Below are 21,598 nucleotides of genomic sequence, written 5' to 3' on the forward strand. Positions count from 1 at the left end.
CAGGCCTGGCGGCAACTCGAAGTGCTTTAAAACTCTATGGGCTTTTACTCGCCAGCTTAGTTAATCAACTGCTGATCAATCACTAGAGCTACTGGCGAATCCGAAACCGCAGAAACGGCAACAGGCGAGTCCGTACTGCCCTGCCAATCGCCAGGCTGTGCGTTGATGTCGCCGGAGCGGGTCAGGCGAGCGGTAACAACGACCTCTTCTACGCCCGATATAACCGATTGTGGCGCCATCGCATGACGGTCATCCAGGCGTATCTCTACAGGCAATGCGCCCGCCGTTAATCTCACAACGGCCAAAGGCGGTCCGCTTTGGGTATTGGCAGCGCGGGCAAAGAGAAACAGCGTGGTATCTTCCGGGATATCCTGCTTGAATGCTTCATCGAGCGTTACCCGTACGGTTACGCCTACGCTTTCCTGTGCTGCGTCATCGGATTGTGGGAGTGCGGAACTTTCAGCCGGTGCCTGTTCACCCAGGCGCGCGTAAGCCTCCCTGATACCACCCTGAATCGAAGCCAGCTGCGGATGGTCGGGAGCCACTGTCTGGATACGCTCCCAATAACCGATCGCCTCACGATAGTTACCTTGGCTGAATGAATGGATTCCCAAAAGCCCAAGCGAGTTAACTTCGTCCGGGTTCAGCGCCCTCGCCTCATCAATCGCAGACGTTACCGCATCGGTCATGGCACCCTGGCTGCGGAAAAACTGTGCCTGAGCCGCAAGACCCAGAGCTACAGCCCGGGAGCCGTCGTCAGAGCGAACACTGTCAGCCAGTTGCCGGAATGCCCAGGCCGCATCTTCATGTCGTTCGAGACGCATGTAGGTCTGGCCCAGCATGGCCCAGCCGTCGGGGTTATCAGGGCTGGCTTCAAGCCGCGCGCGCAGTTGCTGTGTAAGTTCATTCATCTGCGCAACGCGGGCATCATCCGTGTTGCCCAGTTCCTGCATGGCAATGAAAGATTCAACCCTTTCCATTGCGCCCCACTCGTCATAGAGCAGAACCGTGGCCGCAGGAATAAGGAGGATGGAAACCAGGGCAACGCCAATGGCAGCCTTTCGGCCAGGTACGGTTTTGGCCGGGGCTTCATTTTCCGGAACATCGTCCAACATGGCACCGGCAAGTTCGTCGCGAAGTTGCCCGTAAGTTTCCTGATCAATAATGCCTGACTGATGTTCCTTCTCCAGCTCCGCCATCCGGCTGCGATACGCCATCAGGTTCTGGTTTCTGACATCCGTTTGCTGCCGGGCGTCCCGGCGATGGAACATAACGGGGTAGAGTACAAACGCCAGGGCAAAAATGATCAGTACCGTTGCGGCAATCCAGAAAGTTTCAGTCATGAAGATATCGTCACACGTTCAAAAATGAATAAAGCGGCGGGTTTTGTTACCAGGTCAGAAGGCTGCTCTGCACATGCATCACCCGTTATCGTTCTGGTCAGGTTTTGCAAGCATTTCATCAATCCGGGCCTGCTCTTCCTTACTCAGTGCTGGCCCTGACGTGCCGGCCCGGCGGGAACGAACAACAACGCCCGCGACCACAAAGAGACCACCCAGAACGGCAATCGCTGGCGTTGCCCAGAGCATGAAGGTGCGGCTATCGAGGTCTGGCTTGTATTTCACAAACTCGCCAAAGCGACCCACCAGAGAGTCGACGATTTCCTCGTTGCTGGCACCATCCTGCATCATCTGATAAACCGCATTTCTCATGTCCTTGGAAATTGGCGCATTTGAATCCGCAATATTCTGGTTCTGACACTTCGGGCACCGCAGTTCCGCAATCAGGTTCTGATAACGCTGCTCTTCACTACGGGTATCAAAATCGTAGACCGCGGATACATCTGCAATAGACAGTCCTGAGGCAAGAACAGCCATGAGAAAACAGATCATACGGAGCATCAGCCATTCTCCTGTGCGTCGTTAATGACCGGCAACAGAATCTCTTCCCATACCTTGCCGTTGACCACTCCCACATGGCGGTAGCGGACCACACCGGAGGCATCAATAACGAAGGTTTCCGGTGCACCATAAACACCAAGATCAAAACCCAGCGTGCCTTTGGGATCATAGATTACCGTACGATATGGATCACCCAGCCGGTCCAGCCAAACCAGTGCATCGTCGCGGTTATCTTTGTAGTTGAGACCAATAATCGTCACGTTCTTTTCCCGCGCAAGCCACAACAGGTCGTCGTGCTCATCCCGACACGCGGGGCACCAGGTCCCCCAAACATTCAGCAGGGTAATCTCGCCACGAAACAGGCTCTCATCGAGGGAGGCATCCGGCGCTTTCAGATTTTTAAGACTGAATGCAGGAACAGGCTTTCCAATCAGCGCTGAGTCCAGCTTTGTTGGATCTTTACCAATCCCCGCAAACAGCACAACACCGACGACAAGGGCTACGATCAAGGGCATGAACAACCAGAAACGCTTCATGAAACCGCTCCGGCGGTACCCTGTGCAGGGGCTTTCGATGGCGGCGATGTCGCTAACGGTTCATTGGCGCGATCACGAATCCGGTACCTGCGATCTGAAATGGCCAGGAACCCGCCGGCGGCCATAAACAAGGCGCCAAGCCAGAGCCAACGGATCAACGGCTTATACTGGAGCCGAATAGCCCAGGCGTCGTCAGAGATTCTTTCACCTACAGCCACAAAGATATCCCGGAAAAGGCCGGCATCAATATCCGCTTCGGTCATAACGCTCATGCCTACAGCGTACTGGCGTTTTTCAGGGTGCAATTCTGCAATACGATCCCCATCCAGCATGACATCGAAACTGCCATACTGCGCAGTGAAGTTCTGCCCACGCCGTTCACCTATGTCTACAAAAACGAACTGATAGTCACCCACCTCGGCCACATCGCCAGGCACCATGCGCACATCACGCTCGATACCATAATTGGAGACCACAGTTGCGCCAGCCATAGTGATCGCCAGCCCAAGATGACCCAGTACCATACCGTAGTAACTGCGTGACTGGCGCTTGAGGCCATGGATTCGGCCATTCCTCGAAGAGGATTTGTCCCATAGATCCCAGAACGTAGCCATGGTCACCCAAACCGCTGTGAAGACACCAAGAAACGCCCAAGGGGTGAAGCCGCCATAGCCAACCATAACCGCCGTGGTGAGCAGCATGCTCACTGCCAGTGGCCACAGTAGCTTGCGCGCGAGCCAGCCAGCATCCGTTTTCTTCCAGCGAGAGAAGGTACCAACGCCAAGCAAAAGGCCGGTTGCCACTGCAAGCGGGCTGAAGGTGAGATTAAAGAACGGCTCACCAATGGAAATTTTACCCAGCTCGAAGAAGTCAAGAACCAGCGGATACAAGGTACCCACTGCGACCAACAGCGTTGCAGAAACCAGCAATACGTTATTTAAAAGCAGGAATATTTCCCGCGAAAGGGAGCCATACCGGGAGCGCACATGAACCACAGGAGCCCTGAAGGCATAAAGCATCAGGCTTGCGAGAACAGTGATCGCGAGCAAAATCAGAAGGAAGGTACCGCGCTCAGGATCCGATGCAAACGCATGAACCGAGGTAAGTACGCCCGAACGAACCAGGAAGGTACCCAGCAGGCTCAACGCAAAGGTGACAATAGCCAGCAGTACTGTCCAGCTTTTGAATACACCGCGCTTCTCTGTGACTGCAAGTGAGTGCATAAGGGCCGTGCCCGACAACCATGGCAGCAGGGAGGCATTCTCAACCGGATCCCAGAACCACCAGCCGCCCCAGCCGAGCTCGTAATAGGCCCACCAGCTTCCGAGGGCGATACCGATGGACAGGAATGCCCAGGCAACGGTTGTCCAGGGTCGGGACCACCTGGCCCATGCGGCGTCCAGGCGACCGTTGATCAATGCAGCAATAGCAAACGCAAATGCTACCGCAAAACCCACATAGCCCATGTAGAGCATAGGCGGGTGGACAATAAGTCCGAAGTCCTGCAATAACGGATTCAGGTCCGCCCCGTCGGCCGGCACATTGGGCAGCAAACGGTCAAACGGGTTTGATGTAACAACAATGAAGAGCATGAACCCGACACTGACCATGCCGAGAACCGACAATACCTGTGAAACCATAATGGAAGGCAAACGGCGACTGAAAATGGCGACCGCCAGAGTCCAGCCGGTCAGCATCAATATCCAAAGCAGAAGCGAGCCCTCATGCCCGCCCCACACAGCGCTGAACTTGTAATACCAGGGCAGCATGCTGTTGCTGTTGTTAGCAACGTAGGCAACCGAGAAGTCGTCCGTTAAAAAGGCATGGGTAAGTAAGGCGAAGGCCAGCCCGACAAACACGAACATGCCCGCTGCGAGAGGCCTGGCAAACGCCTGGAGGTTGTCCCGGCCGGTGAGCGATCCGGCAAGGGGTACAACCGAAAGTAGCACCGCCAGCAACAGCGAAAGTATCAGTGCAAGCTGTCCGAGTTCGGGATACATCAAAGCTCTCCAGGAATCAGGCTGTTGGTTTTTAGGTGTTTAGTAAGATGCCGGTTGGGCGCTGGCGGGCATCGACGAGCCCTCGTTTTTTGACGCCTTTTCCAGGGCATCAGCGACTTCCGGGGGCATGTAGTTTTCATCATGCTTGGCCAGAACCTGATCTGCCACAAAGCGACCTTCGTTATTCAACCTACCCATCGCAACAATGCCCTGACCTTCTGCAAACAGATCCGGCAAAATCCCCACGTACTCAACTGGAACGGATGCGTTGTAATCGGTTACGTGGAATACCACTTTAAGGCTGTCCGGATCTCGCACAACCGTGCCCGCCTCTACCATGCCACCGGCACGAATTCGTACATCCATCGGTGCCTCACCAGCCGAAATCTGGGTAGGATCGTAAAACAGGTTGATATTCTGACGTAACGCATAAGTGGTAAGCGCTACCGCGATGGAAAGCCCTGCCAGAAGAAACAGAACAATGGTCAGCCGCTTTTTACGGATCGGATGCATTTAAGTACCTGTCAGTCAGTCTTGGGAAACGTTCACGCGCGCGAAAGACGCGGAGGGTGGCGGAGACGCCGCTACTTTACTCTTGTCAGCCTGAAACTCGTAACCGCGGCGGCAGGACTCGACAATTGCCTTTCGGCTCCGGACCGACCCGATCATCATCAACAGCATCAATACGAAAAACACAGCGTAACAGGCCCACACATAAGGGCCGTGACCTTCCATCGCGATAAAGGCAGAAAAGGAATCAAATGCCATTGGTCAGACCCTCCCTTTCATTACAAATTCTCTTACCCAGCGAGTTCGTTGCTCCCGGGACAGAATCTCTGTCTGCATACGAACACAGGCCAGCCAGCCAAAAATCAGGTACAAACCTAACACGGACAGCAGCAGCGGCACCCACATTTCCGCCGGCATCGAGGGCTTTTCCGTGAGCTTGAATGTTGCGGGCTGATGAAGTGTATTCCACCATTCCACGGAGTATTTGATAATGGGGATATTCACTACCCCCACCAACACCAGCACCGCAACCGCCCTGGCGGCAGACTTCTCATCATTGATGGCACGATCCAACGCTATAACACCACCATACAGAAACATCAGTATCAGCATGGAGGTAAGCCGGGCGTCCCAGATCCACCAGGTGCCCCATGTCGGCTTGCCCCAGACAGCACCGGTAAAAAGGGCCAGAAACGTCAGAACCAGCCCCACAGGCGCAACCGCCTTGACGAAGACATCGGCAAGCTTCATGCGCCAGACCAGCGTTACAAGAGCCGCGGACGCCATCATGATGTAAACCGACTGCGCCATAAATGCTGTCGGAACGTGAATAAAAATGATGCGGTAGCTATTGCCCTGCAGGTAATCCTCGGGCGCAAAGGCGAGTCCCCATACCACCCCGGCCATCAATAGTATTACGCCACCTGCCAACAGCCAGGGCATGAACCGGGTGGATATCCCGAAAAACCATTTTGGGGAACCCAGTTTGTGAAAAAATTGCCACATCAGATGGTCACCGTCCTAACGTTTACCTTGTTTTACCCGTTCGACAAGCTGATTTTAAGGGCTGCGGCCGCTGCAAACGGCGCCAGTGTCAGCGCCAGCACCAGAAAAGCACCCAGCAGTGCCAGGTAGGCTCCCACAGTTGCGCCCTCCGCTGCTGCTGCAACGGTGCCCGTGCCAAAAATCAGCACCGGAATGTACAGTGGAATGATCAGCAGAGACAAGAGCACCCCTGCCGAACGCAATCCGAGGGTCAGCGCAGCGCCAATAGCACCAATAAGACTCAGTACCGGTGTACCAATCAGCAGCGTTAGACACAAAATACCAATAGAGTTCCCGTCGAGATGCATCATTACACCAAGAACGGGGGTCAGAATGACCAGAGGCAAGCCTGTAAGCATCCAGTGCACCAGGGTTTTTGCCAAAATCAGTAGAAACAGCGGCTGCGGCTGGAGCACAAGCTGTTCCAGAGTGCCATCGTCAAAATCATGGCGAAACAGGTGATCCAGTGACAGCAATACAGAAAGCAACGCCGCTACCCAAAGGATACCGGCTCCCGCTTCACGCAAAAATGATACTTCCGGGCTGACTCCGAGCGGAAAAAGAGTAACAACCATAACGAAAAACAGCAGCGGGTTGAGGAGGTCCTGGCGCTGCCGGAACGCCACCTTCATATCCCGCACAAAAACGCCTTTCATTGCAGCCAGAGCACCAACACTATTACCGGCGAGCCGGACCACCGGGCGGGCTTCAGCGTTCATCAGGCAAGCCTCCCGCGCCAAGAGTCAGTCTTTTCATGCCCGGCAATGTCAGGTCATGGTGAGTGGTAACCAGCACGGCGCCACCTTCATCTGCACGCTGTTGCAATAGTGATTCGAGTGCTTTGACGCCCTCTGCGTCGATAGCCGTAAACACTTCATCAAGCAACCACAGGGGTTCATCAGCAACCAGCAGGCGCGCCAGAGCCACTCTGCGTTGCTGGCCCGCAGACAGATTACGACAAGGCACATCTTCATAGCCTCCCAGGCCGGTACCTTGCAAGGCCTGCCTCAAAGCTGCATCAGATAGAGGGTTGCGACCGGCCATCAGGGCCCGGAGATTTTCCAAAGGTGTAAGCAAGGGTTTGATTCCCGGGCGATGCCCGAGATAGAGCATGTTCCGAAGAAATGCCTCTCTCTGACTGGCTAGCGGCGCACCACACCACTTGAGTTCGCCTGTCCACGCATCATTCAGACCTGCCAGTATTCTCAGCAGCGTTGTCTTGCCGGAGCCATTCGGCCCCTCGACACGGGTTAGCGTACCGGGCAGTATGGAGAAGGATAACTCGCGAAAAAGTATCCGCTTGTCCCGTTCACACTGAAGATTGACAGCCTGTAGTAACGGCTCGGACATCAGGGCCCCGAAGTCAGGACGATGCACAAATTGCATCGGGTGTATTCACAGCAATAGTTGCCAGCGCGGCGTATTATAACTAAAGCGTTTACAGATTACTCTTGTCTGGTATCAAGTTAGCAGCGATGAAACTACCCAGCAGCCAACAGCCTCCTACTCCTCCGGCACCGGCCACTGCGCAACCAGCGCAGCCCCGGGATGCTGGTCAAATTGGCCGTGAAACCGCCACGCTCTCTGCCAGACAGCAACTGGATCAGCTCCAGCTTGCAAACCGGGAAACCATACTGGCCCGCGTGGCAGAAGTCATCAATCGCCAGGGCAGTGGTAATGCAGACCTGTTGCTGGACGTGCGAGGAAAATCACTTCAGGTAAGCGCCGCGATTGGTGCGACTGAGTTGACCCCGGGCGACTGGGTAAAAGTGATGCGTGCGGGCAATGAACTGCAATTGATGGGAAAGCTGGCCGCAGCTCCCGAAGCAATCATCACCCGGGCTCTGGCGCAGCGTATGCCGTGGCAGCAAAGCCTGGACAGCGGCCTCGCAAAATTGATGACAGCACTGAACCGGGGCGTGATTCCCGAACTGACACCTGGCCAGCTACCCGGGGCCCGAAGCCCACAGCCGCTGCCAGAAGCCGCCCGCCAGGCGGCCGAAACATTACTTGCGAGACTGCCCGCCAGCAACACATTGGCGCCTGGAGCTGGCACGCAGAACAATAGCGTGCAGCAAATACGACAGTGGGTGGCTGAAAGCGGGTTGTTTGCAGAGTCCCGCCTTACCCAGGCACCCTCCCCCGCGTTGCCGGATCTCAAGCTTGCTATCGGGCGCATGATTACTGCGCTCTTGGCCGAGCAAACCGGAGATGCCACGACCACGTTTAACCGCCTATCACCGCTGGCCAGCCCCGGGCTGGTTCAGGCGCCGCTGCAGTTCCCACAGGTGCCCGCTTCACCGGCACCTGCGAACAACTCAGAACCCACATCGGTGGGCCAGACACTGCGAATGCTCGCCGGTATGCTGAACCGAATAACGGTTAACCAGTTGCACAGCCAGATCCTCACTGCGAGAGGCGGGGCTGATGCGCCTGCCCCGACCTCTACCATGCTCATGGACTTACCCTGGGTGACGCCTCAGAACGAACCCAGGCTGGCACAACTGCGCATAGAGCAACATAAAGATGAATCGCCATCAAAGGATCGCGGACTCAAGCGGGCAGCCATCAGCGAATGGCGCCTCAATCTTGCCATTGATCTGGAACGGGCCGGAGCTCTGAATTTTGAGGTTTCCCTGCGCCAGCAGGATATAAGCGCGCGGGTGTGGGCAGAAAAGCAGGACACGCTGAGACAGGTCAACGAAGAGCTACCGCTTCTGCGGCAAAGTCTTACGGAGCTGGGACTGGAAGTAACCGATCTCGAGTGCCGCCGGGGCAGCCCCTCTTATCCGGCAACAAAGTTGGAGCATAGACTGGTGGATACACGGGCATGAAAGACCAAAACGAACACCCTTCATCCAGCGCAGCCGTTGCTCTTAAATACGACGGCGAGAAGGCTCCGACGATAACTGCCACGGGAACATACGAACTGGCGGATGAAATCATCAGAATCGCCAGAGAGCACAACGTGCCCCTGTACGAAAATGCAGAGCTGGCCGGCATTCTCGCGCGCCTGTCCCTGAACGATGAAATCCCCGAAAACCTATACCGGGTTATCGCAGAAATTCTTGCCTTCGCTTTCCACATTCGCGGCCGAACGCCCGAAGACGCCGGCCGGGATAATACCGCGCCTTCATCATCACCCCTAGTGGATAAGTGAGCGCAGCGCCCATACCTGAGCCCAGACCTCACCCTCGCGTTGTGCGATTGCGGTCTCAAAATAGTGCTTGAGGCGCCGGCGGTCGTCCGGATGATCCTTGAGTGCCGAGCCGATAATGTGGTGCATCAACTGCTCCACCGTCATGCTTCCGCCACCGTAATACCAGGCATTGAGACTCGCCGCATGGGCAACGGATACAGCCTCAGCCGTGGATAGCGCTGCGCCCGCAAGCCTGTCAGTGCTTCGGCCATCCATGGTCTGGCCGTTACGCAACTCATGGAACATGGTAACCAGAAACTCAATGACTTCTGCATCCAGATCCACGCTGATACCCGCGCGGTCATTGGCCTTACGCACTTCTCGCAAAACCACACCTATTTCATCCGACAGGCTCTTGATCGGCCGGATTTCTTCGAAGTCCATTCGGCGTTTAAGCGCAGCGCTCATCTGGTGAACGCCTGCGTCGAGGCTGTTGGATGTGGCTACCAGGTTGAAGCCTTCACGAGCCAGTATTACGCCATCATCACCGGAAATTTCCGGCACCACCAGAACCCGGTCAGAAAGCACCGACAAGAGTGCATCCTGCAAAGCCTGAGGGCAGCGGGCAATTTCCTCGAAGCGAACTAGCCGGCCCTCCATCATGCCTCGCATAAGCGGGCTTGGAACCAGGGCTTCCAGACACGGCCCTTTGGCAGCGAGAACTGCCTCGTTCCAGCCGTAAAGAAGTTGCCTGACCTGGGTTATGGCACCGCCCTGCAGAGCAAGAGTCGAGTTGCCGGATATGGCCGCCGTAAGCAGCTCGGAAAGCCAGGATTTCGCAGTGCCGGGCTCGCCAACCAGTAAACAACCCCTGCTCGTACACAGAGAAATGATAATACGGACAACCATGGCGCGATCCGCAACAAACTTGCGCTCAATACCCAGGCTGTCATCGCCCAACACAAATTTCTCAACCGCCCTCGGTGACAGTTGCCAACCCGGTGGCACCGGACCAAGATCCATTGCTGCAAGTTTTTCCAGCTCATCCCTGAAAACAACTTCCGCGGGCTGCCGCTGCGCCGCTTTTTTCGGCTGGCTTGCTGCGCTCATAACGGACTCCTGCGGCCACCACGGACTTCAGGCGCCATTCGCTCCCGGGGCAGAATACGCGGCAATTCAGACATAGGAATAATACCCTCGATAACATGATCCAATGCACTGTCTCTCATGGTGATCAGGCCGGAATCCAACGCGCGCCAGCGCAATTCTCCGATCGGGGGCTGGCTGGAAATAGCATTCCTGATATCAGAATCCACCTCCATATATTCCACAATAGCCACCCTACCGTGAGTTCCCCGACCATTACACTTGTCGCAACCCGCACCTTCAAAGCAACGGAAGTTATCCGGCGCGCCATTGGGGAACAGCTCTTCAAGAATGACAGGGTCCGGTGTTGCAGGCTGCCGGCAATGGGTACAGATTCGCTTGGCAAGGCGCTGGGCGATCACGGCCAGCAGCTCACCGGCAATGGAATTCGGGTGGATACCCAGATCGTACAAACGTTGCAGGGAATCCACCGCGTCGTTGCAGTGCAGTGTCGAAAGTACAACGTGGCCCGTCTGGGATGCGCGAACCGCCTCCAGTGCCGTTTCATGGTCGCGGATCTCACCGACCAGAATCACATCGGGGTCTTCACGCACGAAAGCACGCATGGCATCCGCGAAGTTGAAACCGATTTCGCCCCGCACACGGGTTTGCTGGATATTATCAATGGAGTACTCGATAGGGTCCTCCACCGTAATAACTTTTCTGCGACCATCGTCTGCCAGCGTTTGCAGGCCGGCGTAGAGTGTTGTGGACTTGCCTGAACCGGTTGGCCCGACGACCAGAACCAGGCCGGCAGGGTTATCGAGCAGGCGCTGGTAGTGGGAGCCAATCATTGGCGACATGCCCAGTTCGGCAATCGTCATGGCCCGGCCGGTCTGCGGCAGTAACCGGATCACCGCATGCTCACCGTGCAGCGACGGCTGGGTCTGTACCCTGAGGTCGTAGGACATGTCACCCAGTTGCAGGCGGGAGCGCCCACCCTGCGGCAAACGGCGCTCGGCAATGTTCAGCTCTGCCCGCAACTTGATAACGTTGATAACACCTTTTATTTCCCGGGGCGTAAGTTGGTACTGGCCCAGATCACGAAGATCGCCATCCACTCGCAAACGGATCCTTACCCGCTCACCATACTGTTCAATGTGAATGTCGCTGGCTTTTTCGCTGACTGCATCCAGCAGAATCGCCTCATATACCGATACCAGATACGGACTGACATGATCGTTAGCCGCTTCACGACCCAAAGGTTTGTCGCGGTGACGGCTTGAACCCTGCCCGGCCGTCGATAACACTGCTTCGTCGGCAGCAAACCGGTTACCCTTGGCCGACAAATCCAAAGACGACCAGATTCTCCGGAAATCCGTAGGCGTAACCAGCCAGAGCTCCACGGCACGTTTGGGGCTCATACGCTCCAGCTGATCGGTGCGCGCATCCGGGTCATCGGTTACAAATGAGACTTTTCCACTACTTTGCGCCACAGGAATGATTCGGGACAAATCCAGAAACGTGCGGGAAAAGGTCCGGAACAGTTCAACCTTCAGCGTTGGCAGAAGCCCATCGGCATCGACAAAGGTCATGCCTCTTTGCTGGGCCAGCGAACGATAAAGGTCGGTTTCTTCGATATTCAGATTACGACGCAAGACATCGAGCACGCGGCAGTTCTCTGCCGCCGCCTCGGCTTTCGCCTTCGCCAGTACACCTTCATCAATCACGCCCAGATCAATCAGAATCTGTTCCGAGTTCCGGTTAAAATCCACCCAGCCAAGCGTGCGGACACGCTCAAGCTTGTCTGCACGTTTTACAAACATCGCCATACTGGGAACTGGTCCGGCCTTACCCTCTAGGCAAATCAGATTGCCGCCCTCGCGGAGGTAGCTCGACAAAACATCACGATCTGCCATGAACGTGGTGCAAAGAACAAGGTCGCAGGGCTGGTCGATGTCAAACCCGCTTTCCGCAGGCTTCGCCAGAACATCTACGTTGTACATGCCCAAACGAAAAAACCTTGCCCTCGCGGCTTCAGCAACGTCCGGGTTTTTTTCAATATAGATAACACGATGAGCCAGACGGGATAACACGGCAGCCAGATAACCAGAGCCGCCTCCCACATGCATCACGTTATCAGCTGGCGTCACTTCCGGCATGATGGACAGAATATGGCTGACGGTTTCTTCGCGGGGAATAGAGTGCCCGGTTATGGAAGGAATCAGATCCGAACCGGTGACAAAATCATGACGGGATACAGAAAGAAGGGCCTCATGGGCCCTTTGGTAAACTTTCTTCATTCAGCAACGTCCATAGCAGCTCAGTTTTCAGGCCGCCTGACGTTTTTTCAACGCTGACACCAGCTCGGCCTCGGGACGGGATATCCCACATGTGTTCATAAGATCGTCGATATCTGCTCCGAGATCAACAAGCCGCGACGCTTCATCGTAGGAAATACGCAGAGGGTCATTTTGACGCATCTCATCCATGGTTGAGCGCAGCTCATGCAGTTGTCGCTCGCATACCACAAGCCGCTGGCCCACTCCCATGCTACCGCTCGCAGTGGCATGCAACTCCCGGCCCAGCGTATCGCAGCGTTCTTTAAGTGAGGCTTTCAGTTGTCGGTTCTGGCGACCAAGTATCAGGCCCTGCACAAAAACCAGAGCAAGCGCGACTGAAGTCAGCACCCAGGGAACATAGGAAGGCATTTCAGCAAACATGATGGACGTCTCCGGTTTATTAACCACGGAAGGCGCCCATCATCAGATCCGACCGGTACAACTCCGGTTCACAACCCTGCGATTTCAGCCCATTCGTGGTCTGTCAGCATTTTGTCGAACTCGACCAATATGATCAGTTCACCATCTTTATTACATACACCCTGGATAAACCTGGCACTTTCCTCGTTACCCACATTTGGTGCAGTCTCAATTTCACTGGCTTTCAGGTACACAACCTCGGCTACGGAATCCACCAGGATACCCATCACCTGATCGGCCGATTCCATTACCACTATCCGGGTCGCGTCTGTAACGTCTGCATCTGCCAAACCGAAACGGCGACGGGTATCGATTACCGTTACCACGTTGCCCCGCAGGTTGATGATGCCCAACACGTAATCCGGAGCACCCGGTACTGGCGCGATTTCCGTGTATCTCAGCACTTCCTGGATCTGCATAACGTTCAGACCATAGGTCTCGTTATCCAGCCGAAAAGTCACATACTGCAGTACCTGATCGTCCTGGGACTGACTTTGCTGTCCGCTCGGGGATGCCATAACCTGTATCTCCTGTTAGGCCGCCCAGCGCGGGCAACCTGATCGTCAAAAAAACATCATCAGTGCCCAATACTATAAGCAAGGGCACAAACCGTGCCAGCACGGCACCGTTTCATTCAGTAACTGGCCCGACGGGACACCAGCGGTCAGCTCAGATCAAGGTGCTGCTCGCGCTCGGCACGCACCAGCAAGTTCGCCATGGTGCTCACATCAACCAGAGCACACATCTGCTCAATAACCGTTCCTGCCAGCCAGGGCCGCTTACTACGCGCCGTGCGCCAGCGCACATCATCTGGGCTAAGAGTGAACGACTGAGCTACGTCGTCGCATGCCAGCCCCCATTCGCTGTTATCCAGACGGATCACAAACTGGTAGTTGTCCCGGGCATTGGCCGGGACCCTTCCAGCCATAATCCACTCTGCCGTATCCACAATTCTCAAATTCTGATGAGTACTCGAACGAATACCCATATACCAGCGCGGGCTGCCGGGAATTGGTCGGATATCCTCTTCAATCCGGTGGATAGCACCCAGAAGAACAAGAGGAACCGCAAGCTGCAAGCCGGCCACAGTAAAAATCAGGCACTCAAACGGGCGCTCCGACCACTCCGGGCGCAATACCGGTGAATCCGGCGCAGGCTCCGGTGACGCTTCCGGCGAGGGCTCCTCCACAACAACAGGCTCGCGCACCCGTAACGGTTGCGGCTGCAATTCCACTCTGGGCGCCGGTTCGGGTCTCGACACCGGCTTCGACACTGGCGCCGGCTTCCGCTCAGGCTTTAATCCGGGCGTAGGCTCCGGCTCGCGGATCTCTTCTAGCAACGCTGTGTCCATTGCCGTATGCAGCAATTCATCCAGATAACTGGCGATGGCGTTTGCTGGATCCGCCAGCGTTGTCAATTTTTCGTCAGCCATGCTGACGTACCTTCAATGAACCAGTCCTTGCCAGCAACTCATCCAACAGGTGCCGGTAAGCCCGAACACCGTGAGTCTGTGCATCCAGTTTTGACGGTATAACGCCCGCTTGGCTGGCGTCGCGGAATTTTGTGTCAACTGGCACCGCAAACTTCCACAAATCATCCTGGTAGATTCTACGTAGTTGATTCAGGCTCTTTACCGACGCCTGGGTGCGCCGATCAAACATTGTAGGCACGATGGTGTAAGGCAGTTGGTTTTTCTGGGAGCGCATGATCATCTCAAGCGTATGCAGCATACGCTCAAGACCTTTAATAGCGAGGAATTCGGTTTGCACAGGAATTACCAGATGCTGCGCGGCTGCCAGTGCATTAACCATAAGTACGCCCAGTGACGGCGTGTTATCGAGGATGACGTAGTCAAAATCATCCCACAACTGAGCAAGAGCCCGGGAAACAATCAGCCCCATACCTTCAACGCCAACCATACGGCGTTCCAGCGTAGCAAGCGCCGTGCTTGCCGGTAGCAGAGCAAGCCCGGAGCAATTTGTATCCGTAATCAGCTGGGCCGGAAGGCCTTCAGGTACCTTGCCCTGGTGTTGGAACAGATCAAAAACACTGTGCGCAAGCGTATCAGGGTCGTACCCGAACCAGCTGGTCAGAGAACCATGGGGGTCAAGATCTACCACCAGTACGCGCTTACCACGCTCTGCCAGCAGCCCGCCCAAAGCGACTACCGAGGTGGTTTTACCCACACCACCTTTCTGATTGGCTACTGCCCAGATTCGCACGTTTTCTCTCCGGAAAATACGTTATCTCAAACTACTGAAACCCGCTGTATTCCGTTTTAACGGCCAGCGACGGAACAACTTGAACGGAACCGGAACACTAGCGCATGACGCCCCGTATGCTGGCATCGCGAGAAATAAGAAGCACAACACGCCGATTACGCCGCCGCCCTTCCTCGGTGTCGTTACGCGCCACAGGCTGGTGCTGCCCGTACCCGACCGCCGCCAGCCGTTCAGGCTCAATGCCTTCCATACCCAGCATGCGCACAACCGCCGCTGCACGGGCCGCCGAAAGTTCCCAGTTGGAAGGGAAGCGGGTAGTACGAATAGGCTGATTGTCGGTGAAGCCTTCAACCTTTACGGCGTTATCCCGGTCTCTCAGAACCCTGGCTATTTTTTCGATCACCTCAAACGAATCGTAGTGCGGCTCGGCATCGCCGCTGCCAAACAACAAGCTGTCAGGCAAGTTCAGCGCCAACCAACGTTCATTGGTTTCGAGAGTAACCACCCCCCGATTAATCAGGTCATCAAACTCCAGTGCAAGCTGATCCGCCATGTCACGCAGATCATCTGAGCGTTCCCGGGTATCCTGTTCATCATTGCGGGGAGCTTCAGTTACCGCAGGAGCAATAACATCTTCTGATTCAGTCACCGCCGCACGCTGCGGCTGGTCGCCTACTGCAATAGGCTGAAAGGACCGTTGAGGCGCATTGAAAACGCCTGTGAGCGTTTCTGAGAGCACCTTGTATTTGCCCTCATTTACCGACGACACCGAGTACATCACCACAAAAAAAGCGAACAAAAGCGTGATGAAATCCGCGTAAGAAATCAGCCAACGCTCTTTGTTGTGTAAATCGTCCTGTGATTGCCTGCGACGCCGCATAAATAGGGACCGGGTGTGATTACTGCAGGAAACCCCGCAGACGCAATTCAATGGATTTAGGGTTCTCACCCTCGGCTATGGCGATAATGCCATCGATCATCATGTCTTCGTACCTGGAACGTTCCTTAACCAGCCCCCTGAGCTTGTTGGCAATCGGAAAAAACAACAGATTTGCCAGAGCCACACCATAGATGGTCGCCACAAACGCGGTGGCAATGCCGCTCCCGAGGGACTCGGGGTCTTCGAGGTTGGTCATTACCTGGATCAACCCCATGACAGCGCCGATTATGCCAATCGTTGGCGAGTAGCCGCCCATGGCTTCAAACACCTTCGCAGATTCCAGATCCCGCTGTTCCCGGCAATCCAGATCAATTTCCATGATGCTACGGATAGTTTCCGTTTCAGCCCCGTCGACCAAAAGCTGCAGGCCTTTACGGGAAAAGTTTTCCGGCTCTTTTTCAGCCAGTCCCTCGAGCCCGAGAAGACCTTGTTTGCGAGCCTTCACGCTCCAGTCAATCACCTTGCCAATGCCATCTTCAATATTGATGTACGGTGGAACAAATACCCATCGAGCCTGAGCAGAAGCCCGTTTCAATGTGGGCCAGGAGGTCTGAAGAATAGTTGCGGCAAGCGTACCGCCAATAACGATAATGGCGGCAGGAGCGTTGAACAGCGAGCTGAGCGCCCCTCCTTCTAGCAGGTTGCCACCCAGAATGGCGGCGAATGCCAGAACAACACCAAGCAGGCTAAGAACATCCATCAGCAAACGCCCTCCACCAGTCGTGGACCTACGTCATCGAGAGACAGAACTTCATCACTCAGGCCTGCCTTGGCAACGGCCATGGGCATGCCGTAGATCACTGATGTTTTTTCATCCTGCGACCAGATTGGAGAACCGCTCTGTTTCATCATACGGCAGCCTTCCCTTCCGTCTGACCCCATTCCGGTAAGGATCACTCCGAGGGTTTTTCCAGGAAACGAACGGGCCAGAGAACCAAAGGTAACATCTACACAGGGCCGGTAATTCAAGCGCTCACCCCCCGGCAGAATACGCACCCTTGGCTGGCCACCACGGTTTTCTACCATCATTTGTTTGCCACCCGGAGCAAGCAATGCCAGCCCGGGGCGCAGAATGTCTCCGTCTTCCGCCTGGCGCACCTCTATCTTGCAAAGTTTATTAAGCCGCTCTGCAAACGCCGGTGTGAAACTCGCGGGCATATGTTGTACAAGCACAATGGGCGAGGGAAAAGATGCGGGCAATGCCGCCAGCACACGCTGGAGTGCCACTGGCCCACCGGTCGAGGTCCCGATACCGACAACGGCATAGCGTCTGGCCGGGCTCTTCCGAGAGGCTCTGCCGGACATGGTACTCTGCGGCCCGGAAACAGGCGATCCGCCCTCCGTGCGGCCTGGAACAGCAGGTCTGGGTGCCGCCGGCACCTGAACCGTGGTAGCGGGCCGTGGAGTTTGCCCCGGTTGAGCGTTCGCTGACGATTGTGATGGCGAATGAGGTGGAGATGGCTGTCGTGAGTGCTTTGGAGAAAGTTGTGCGCGGCTGGCCGGGCGGCTGCGGGCCACGTCCAGCACGCGGTCTATCAAGATTTTCTGCAACTGGCTGCCATCCCGGGCAATTTCCTCGAAGTTTTTAGGCAGAAAATCGACTGCTCCGGCCTCGAGTGCATCCAGTGTAATTCTCGCCCCCTCATAGGTAAGAGAAGAAAACATCAATACCGGCACTGGATGCTTGCTCATGATCTCGCGCACGGCCGAAATGCCATCCATTATCGGCATTTCGTAATCCATGGTAATAACATCCGGGCGCAGGGATTCCGCCAGCTCAACGCCCTCGCGGCCATTCGCAGCGACACCTACTACCCGGATCTGTCCGGACGCAGTCAGTATTTCCGTCAGCCGTTTGCGGAAGAACCCTGAATCGTCAACGACCAGGACAGAAACTGTCATCCGTTTCTCCTAACTAAAAATACGTTGTCCCACAGAGCCCTTCAGTTGTTGAAAGGCCCTCCGCTTCCGCAAAGCACCCAGGTGCTATGGAGGAGCACTCAACTGTAATGCTGGAGCAGGCTGGGAACATCAATAATCAGCGCGATACGGCCGTCACCGGTGATCGTTGCACCAGCCATGCCCGGTGTGCCTTGAAGCCCACGCCCAAGCGGCTTGATAACGACCTCTTCCTGACCCACCAACTGATCAACAACAAAACCAACCTGTCGGGTGCCCATGGCCACGATTACAACGTGACCGTTTTCGCGATCAGGAGTGCCGGCAGAACCTTTAACCAACCAGCGCTTTATATGAAACAGAGGGAATACCTTGTCGCGAACAACAATGCATTCCCGGCCATCGACAATGTTGGTGCGACTCAGGTTCAAGTGGAAAATCTCCACTACGTTCACCAGCGGCAGCGCAAACGACTGATCACCGAGCATGATCATCAGCGTTGGCATGATCGCCAGTGTCAGAGGCACCTTGATGATGATGCGTGAGCCTTTGCCCAGTTCTGAAACAATGCTGAGCTGGCCGTTGAGCTGACCAATTTTGGTCTTGACCACGTCCATACCCACACCGCGACCGGAAACGTCAGAAATCTGCTCCTTGGTGGAAAAGCCAGCAGCAAAAATAAGATTGAAACACTCAGTATCTGTCAGGCGATCGGCGGCGTCCTGATCGTAAATTCCTTTCTCTACCGCTTTGCGTCGGAGAACGTCCGGGTCCATGCCGGCGCCATCATCATCGATGGACAGAAGAATATGATCTCCTTCCTGCTCGGCAGACAGAGTAACTGTCCCCTGTCGCGGCTTGCCGGCTTTTTCCCTTACATCCGGCGCCTCTATACCATGATCCACTGAGTTGCGAACCAGGTGAACAAGTGGATCCGAGAGGGCTTCGACGAGGTTTTTGTCGAGATCCGTGTCTTCGCCATGCATGACCAGGTTCACTTCTTTTTTCATGTTCCTGGCAAGATCGCGAACAACACGCGGGAAACGACCGAATACTTTCTTGATAGGCTGCATCCGGGTTTGCATTACAGCGGTTTGCAGATCGGTAGTCACAACATCAAGGCTGGAGACCGCCTTGTGCATATGCTCGTCTTCACTTGCAGAACCCAACCGCTGCAACCGATTACGGACCAGTACCAACTCACCTACCATATTCATGATATCGTCCAGGCGTTTGGTATCAACGCGGACGGTGGTTTCTGCAACCGGAGCTTGTTCTCTGGCGGCTGGGGCCGGGGTAGTTTGTTTAGCTGGCGCTCTGTCAGCCGGCTGCGCGGCTACCTTCTTTTCCGGTTGCCCGGCCTTACCTATTTCAGTTTTTTCCTGCGAAGGCTCTGCTTGCTTGCTACTTGCATCGCTGGTTGTCGGGCTACCGCCCTTGCCGTGTAGCTCGTCCAGCAACTTTTCAAATTCGTCGTCGCTGATCAACTCAGAATCGCTGCCCGCAACCGGCCCTGTCGAAGATGCCGAGTCCTCTGCGTCTGCGCCGGGAGCAGTTGGTGCTACAAATCTGCCTTTGCCATGGAGCTCATCCAGCAAGGCTTCAAATTCGTCGTCGGTGATGTCGTCGCCTGACCCGTCGTTCCCGACAGCTGCAGGCTCCTGAGTCGGGCTGGGCACTGTTGCGGCGGCAGGTGCTTCTCCGTGAAGGGCATTCAGTAGTTGCTCGAACTCATCATCCGTAATGTCACCGTCGTCCAGGCCTGCTCCCGACGGTTCTTCGAGGGGGTAGGAGCCTCGTGAGAAGCCGCATCCTGAGGCAGAGCCAGAGCATCCAGCGCCGCAATTAGTTCATCCGGCGCAGGCGTCAGCTCCTCATGATTGCGCACCTGCTCAAACATGGCATTCACATGGTCCAGAACCTCAAGAACAACGTCCATAAGCTCCGAATCAACCCGCCGCTTATGGTTGCGCAGAATGTCGAACACGTTTTCTGCGGAGTGGCAGCAATTAACAAGGGCGTCCAGCTGCAGGAAGCCTGCGCCACCTTTAACCGTGTGAAATCCGCGGAATATGGCGTTGAGCAGATTGCTGTCGTCAGGATGCTGCTCAAGATCGACAAGTTGCTCAGACAGCTTTTCGAGAATCTCTCCGGCCTCTACAAGAAAGTCCTGAAGAATCTCATCATCGGCATCAAACGCCATGGGTTAACCTCTTATATTCAGAAACCGAGACTGGACAACAGGTCATCTACGTCGTTTTGTCCCGAAACTACATCTTCACGCTCTTCAGGCTTTATCTGCGGGCCGACGCCCTGCTCAGCGGATACTTCCTGGCCATCAATGTGATGAACCGTCCCGGTAAGCTGGTCAACATGGCTGGCCATGACAACAAGGCTGAGCATCTGCTCTTCCACGTCCTTGACCAGTGTCGTAACGCGCTGAATGACCTGACCGGTCAAGTCCTGAAAATCCTGTGCCAAAAGAATTTCAGACAGACTCCCATAAATGGTGTCGGCGTCCTGGGACAGGCCCACAAAAAACTTATCGATACGGCCGTACAGCTCACGAAACTCAGCGGGCTGCATTTCACGACGGCGCAAACGCTGCCACTCATCACGCAAGGCAGACGCTTCATCGCGCATTGCGTTGGCAACGGGCATGCTTTCTTCAACCAGATCCATCGTGCGGTTGGCGGCCTGACCTGTCATCTGCACGACGTAGGCAAGTCGGTCTGAAGCATCTGTCATCATCGACAGAACTTCCTTCTGTTCGGGGCTGCGCGGATCTATCTGAAAGTTACGGATTGATTCATGAAGCGTTCGGGTCAACCGACCCACTTCCTGGTAAAGACTCTGATCCCTAACATCGCCCATTTCATTGATCAGGGCCATAGCACGGACATAGTCTTCCCTTTCAACGCATTGATTGAGCTCAGCCGCTTGGTGCCGAAGCTTTTCAGTCACTTCCGGCTCAAGACCCCGGTGGATCTTTTTGTTATCGCTCATACGATCCATCCAATCTCTGCTTACTGGATTCGTTCAAAAATTTTCTCAATCTTTTCCTTGAGAACGGCGGCGGTAAAAGGCTTGACCACATACCCATTAACACCCGCCTGGGCGGCCGCGACGATCTGATCGCGCTTGGCCTCGGCAGTAACCATCAAAACCGGGAGAGATTTCAGATTGTCGTCGGCCCGCACGGCCTTGAGCAGATCGAAGCCCGACATTCCAGGCATGTTCCAGTCTGTCACCAGGAAATCGTACTTGCCGCTTTTCAACATGGGCAGAGCCGTGTTGCCATCATCCGCTTCATCCGTGTTTGTGAAGCCCAGATCACGGAGCAGGTTCTTGATAATCCGTCGCATTGTGGAGAAATCATCCACAATGAGAATTTTCATGTTTTTGTCCAAAGGGACCTCCAGTTAATAACACCCGGAAATGGTGTGACCTTTGTGCTCAAATTTTGGCAGGCCGCTAATTTAAGCACTTATTGTCTGATCTTTATGACGGTTGTAAAGCATCGGTTACCAAATACTACACTCCAGTACGATCCGGAAAC

Annotated in this window: 22 protein-coding genes and 1 pseudogene; 2 read left to right on the forward strand and 21 right to left on the reverse strand. The window is 55.2% G+C overall.

What is annotated here, in order from left to right; all coding sequences use genetic code 11:
- Positions 1-56: 56 nt before the first annotated feature.
- The 9 genes from ccmI to ccmA all read right to left on the reverse strand — a co-directional run bounded on the left by ccmI (position 57) and on the right by ccmA (position 7,341).
- Positions 57-1,343 (reverse strand): c-type cytochrome biogenesis protein CcmI, encoded by a 1,287-nt coding sequence (gene ccmI / locus Q4501_RS01350; protein ID WP_303593521.1) that lies wholly within the window; start codon positions 1,341-1,343, stop codon positions 57-59.
- A 78-nt stretch (positions 1,344-1,421) separates the two neighbouring features.
- Positions 1,422-1,901 carry a cytochrome c-type biogenesis protein gene (locus Q4501_RS01355; protein ID WP_303593523.1) on the reverse strand — a complete coding sequence of 160 codons (480 nt, stop codon included), beginning with the start codon at positions 1,899-1,901 and terminating at the stop codon, positions 1,422-1,424.
- Positions 1,901-2,437 carry a DsbE family thiol:disulfide interchange protein gene (locus tag Q4501_RS01360; protein ID WP_303593525.1) on the reverse strand — a complete coding sequence of 179 codons (537 nt, stop codon included), beginning with the start codon at positions 2,435-2,437 and terminating at the stop codon, positions 1,901-1,903. Before Q4501_RS01360 ends, Q4501_RS01355 begins: the two co-directional genes overlap by 1 nt.
- Positions 2,434-4,437, reverse strand: a complete 2,004-nt coding sequence (locus Q4501_RS01365) for a heme lyase CcmF/NrfE family subunit (protein ID WP_303593527.1) — start codon at positions 4,435-4,437, stop codon at positions 2,434-2,436. The genes Q4501_RS01360 and Q4501_RS01365 overlap by 4 nt, the downstream gene beginning before the upstream one ends.
- A 39-nt stretch (positions 4,438-4,476) precedes the next feature.
- Positions 4,477-4,950, reverse strand: a complete 474-nt coding sequence (gene ccmE / locus Q4501_RS01370; RefSeq protein WP_303593529.1) for a cytochrome c maturation protein CcmE — start codon at positions 4,948-4,950, stop codon at positions 4,477-4,479.
- 15 nt (positions 4,951-4,965) lie between these two features.
- A complete protein-coding gene (gene ccmD / locus Q4501_RS01375; RefSeq protein WP_303593530.1) occupies positions 4,966-5,205 on the reverse strand; it encodes a heme exporter protein CcmD in 240 nt (79 codons plus the stop codon).
- Between the two features lie 3 nt (positions 5,206-5,208).
- On the reverse strand, positions 5,209-5,952 hold the full coding sequence (ccmC, locus tag Q4501_RS01380; protein WP_303593531.1) for a heme ABC transporter permease CcmC: 744 nt from the start codon (positions 5,950-5,952) through the stop codon (positions 5,209-5,211).
- Between the two features lie 32 nt (positions 5,953-5,984).
- Positions 5,985-6,710, reverse strand: a complete 726-nt coding sequence (gene ccmB / locus Q4501_RS01385) for a heme exporter protein CcmB (RefSeq protein WP_303593532.1) — start codon at positions 6,708-6,710, stop codon at positions 5,985-5,987.
- On the reverse strand, positions 6,700-7,341 hold the full coding sequence (gene ccmA, locus Q4501_RS01390) for a cytochrome c biogenesis heme-transporting ATPase CcmA (RefSeq protein ID WP_303593533.1): 642 nt from the start codon (positions 7,339-7,341) through the stop codon (positions 6,700-6,702). The genes ccmB and ccmA overlap by 11 nt, the downstream gene beginning before the upstream one ends.
- A 125-nt stretch (positions 7,342-7,466) precedes the next feature.
- Between ccmA and Q4501_RS01395 the strand changes: the two genes are divergently transcribed.
- Positions 7,467-8,825, forward strand: coding sequence for a flagellar hook-length control protein FliK (locus Q4501_RS01395; RefSeq protein ID WP_303593535.1), 1,359 nt, complete (start codon positions 7,467-7,469; stop codon positions 8,823-8,825).
- Positions 8,822-9,151, forward strand: coding sequence for an EscU/YscU/HrcU family type III secretion system export apparatus switch protein (locus tag Q4501_RS01400; protein ID WP_303593536.1), 330 nt, complete (start codon positions 8,822-8,824; stop codon positions 9,149-9,151). Before Q4501_RS01395 ends, Q4501_RS01400 begins: the two co-directional genes overlap by 4 nt.
- On the opposite strand, the gene Q4501_RS01405 is transcribed toward Q4501_RS01400, so the two are convergent.
- The 12 genes and pseudogenes from Q4501_RS01405 to cheY all read right to left on the reverse strand — a co-directional run bounded on the left by Q4501_RS01405 (position 9,137) and on the right by cheY (position 21,449).
- Positions 9,137-10,240 carry an AAA family ATPase gene (locus Q4501_RS01405; protein ID WP_303593537.1) on the reverse strand — a complete coding sequence of 368 codons (1,104 nt, stop codon included), beginning with the start codon at positions 10,238-10,240 and terminating at the stop codon, positions 9,137-9,139. The genes Q4501_RS01400 and Q4501_RS01405 overlap by 15 nt on opposite strands.
- Positions 10,237-12,519, reverse strand: coding sequence for an ATPase, T2SS/T4P/T4SS family (locus tag Q4501_RS01410; protein ID WP_303593539.1), 2,283 nt, complete (start codon positions 12,517-12,519; stop codon positions 10,237-10,239). Before Q4501_RS01410 ends, Q4501_RS01405 begins: the two co-directional genes overlap by 4 nt.
- A gap of 27 nt (positions 12,520-12,546) precedes the next feature.
- Positions 12,547-12,939, reverse strand: a complete 393-nt coding sequence (locus Q4501_RS01415; RefSeq protein ID WP_303593541.1) for a DUF2802 domain-containing protein — start codon at positions 12,937-12,939, stop codon at positions 12,547-12,549.
- Positions 12,940-13,007: 68 nt separating this feature from the next.
- A complete protein-coding gene (locus Q4501_RS01420) occupies positions 13,008-13,496 on the reverse strand; it encodes a chemotaxis protein CheW (RefSeq protein ID WP_303593543.1) in 489 nt (162 codons plus the stop codon).
- Positions 13,497-13,642: 146 nt separating this feature from the next.
- Positions 13,643-14,410 (reverse strand): chemotaxis protein CheW, encoded by a 768-nt coding sequence (locus tag Q4501_RS01425; protein ID WP_303593544.1) that lies wholly within the window; start codon positions 14,408-14,410, stop codon positions 13,643-13,645.
- Positions 14,403-15,200, reverse strand: coding sequence for a ParA family protein (locus Q4501_RS01430; RefSeq protein WP_303593545.1), 798 nt, complete (start codon positions 15,198-15,200; stop codon positions 14,403-14,405). Before Q4501_RS01430 ends, Q4501_RS01425 begins: the two co-directional genes overlap by 8 nt.
- 97 nt (positions 15,201-15,297) lie before the next feature.
- Positions 15,298-16,080, reverse strand: coding sequence for a flagellar motor protein MotD (gene motD / locus Q4501_RS01435; protein ID WP_303593546.1), 783 nt, complete (start codon positions 16,078-16,080; stop codon positions 15,298-15,300).
- A gap of 19 nt (positions 16,081-16,099) precedes the next feature.
- Positions 16,100-16,840: a flagellar motor protein gene (locus Q4501_RS01440; RefSeq protein WP_303593547.1), complete on the reverse strand. Its 741-nt coding sequence runs from the start codon at positions 16,838-16,840 to the stop codon at positions 16,100-16,102.
- The gene (locus Q4501_RS01445) at positions 16,840-18,042 is read right to left on the reverse strand and encodes a chemotaxis response regulator protein-glutamate methylesterase (RefSeq protein WP_303593548.1); all 1,203 of its coding nucleotides are present in this window, start codon (positions 18,040-18,042) and stop codon (positions 16,840-16,842) included. Before Q4501_RS01445 ends, Q4501_RS01440 begins: the two co-directional genes overlap by 1 nt.
- Before the next feature lie 98 nt (positions 18,043-18,140).
- Positions 18,141-20,242, reverse strand: a pseudogene (locus Q4501_RS01450) (chemotaxis protein CheA).
- A 17-nt stretch (positions 20,243-20,259) separates the two neighbouring features.
- Positions 20,260-21,045 (reverse strand): protein phosphatase CheZ, encoded by a 786-nt coding sequence (locus Q4501_RS01455; protein ID WP_303593549.1) that lies wholly within the window; start codon positions 21,043-21,045, stop codon positions 20,260-20,262.
- A gap of 20 nt (positions 21,046-21,065) precedes the next feature.
- Positions 21,066-21,449 carry a chemotaxis response regulator CheY gene (gene cheY, locus Q4501_RS01460; RefSeq protein ID WP_303593550.1) on the reverse strand — a complete coding sequence of 128 codons (384 nt, stop codon included), beginning with the start codon at positions 21,447-21,449 and terminating at the stop codon, positions 21,066-21,068.
- Positions 21,450-21,598 lie beyond the last annotated feature (149 nt).

Origin of the sequence: Marinobacter sp. 2_MG-2023, from assembly GCF_030546935.1 — a bacterium.
Classification (GTDB): domain Bacteria; phylum Pseudomonadota; class Gammaproteobacteria; order Pseudomonadales; family Oleiphilaceae; genus Marinobacter.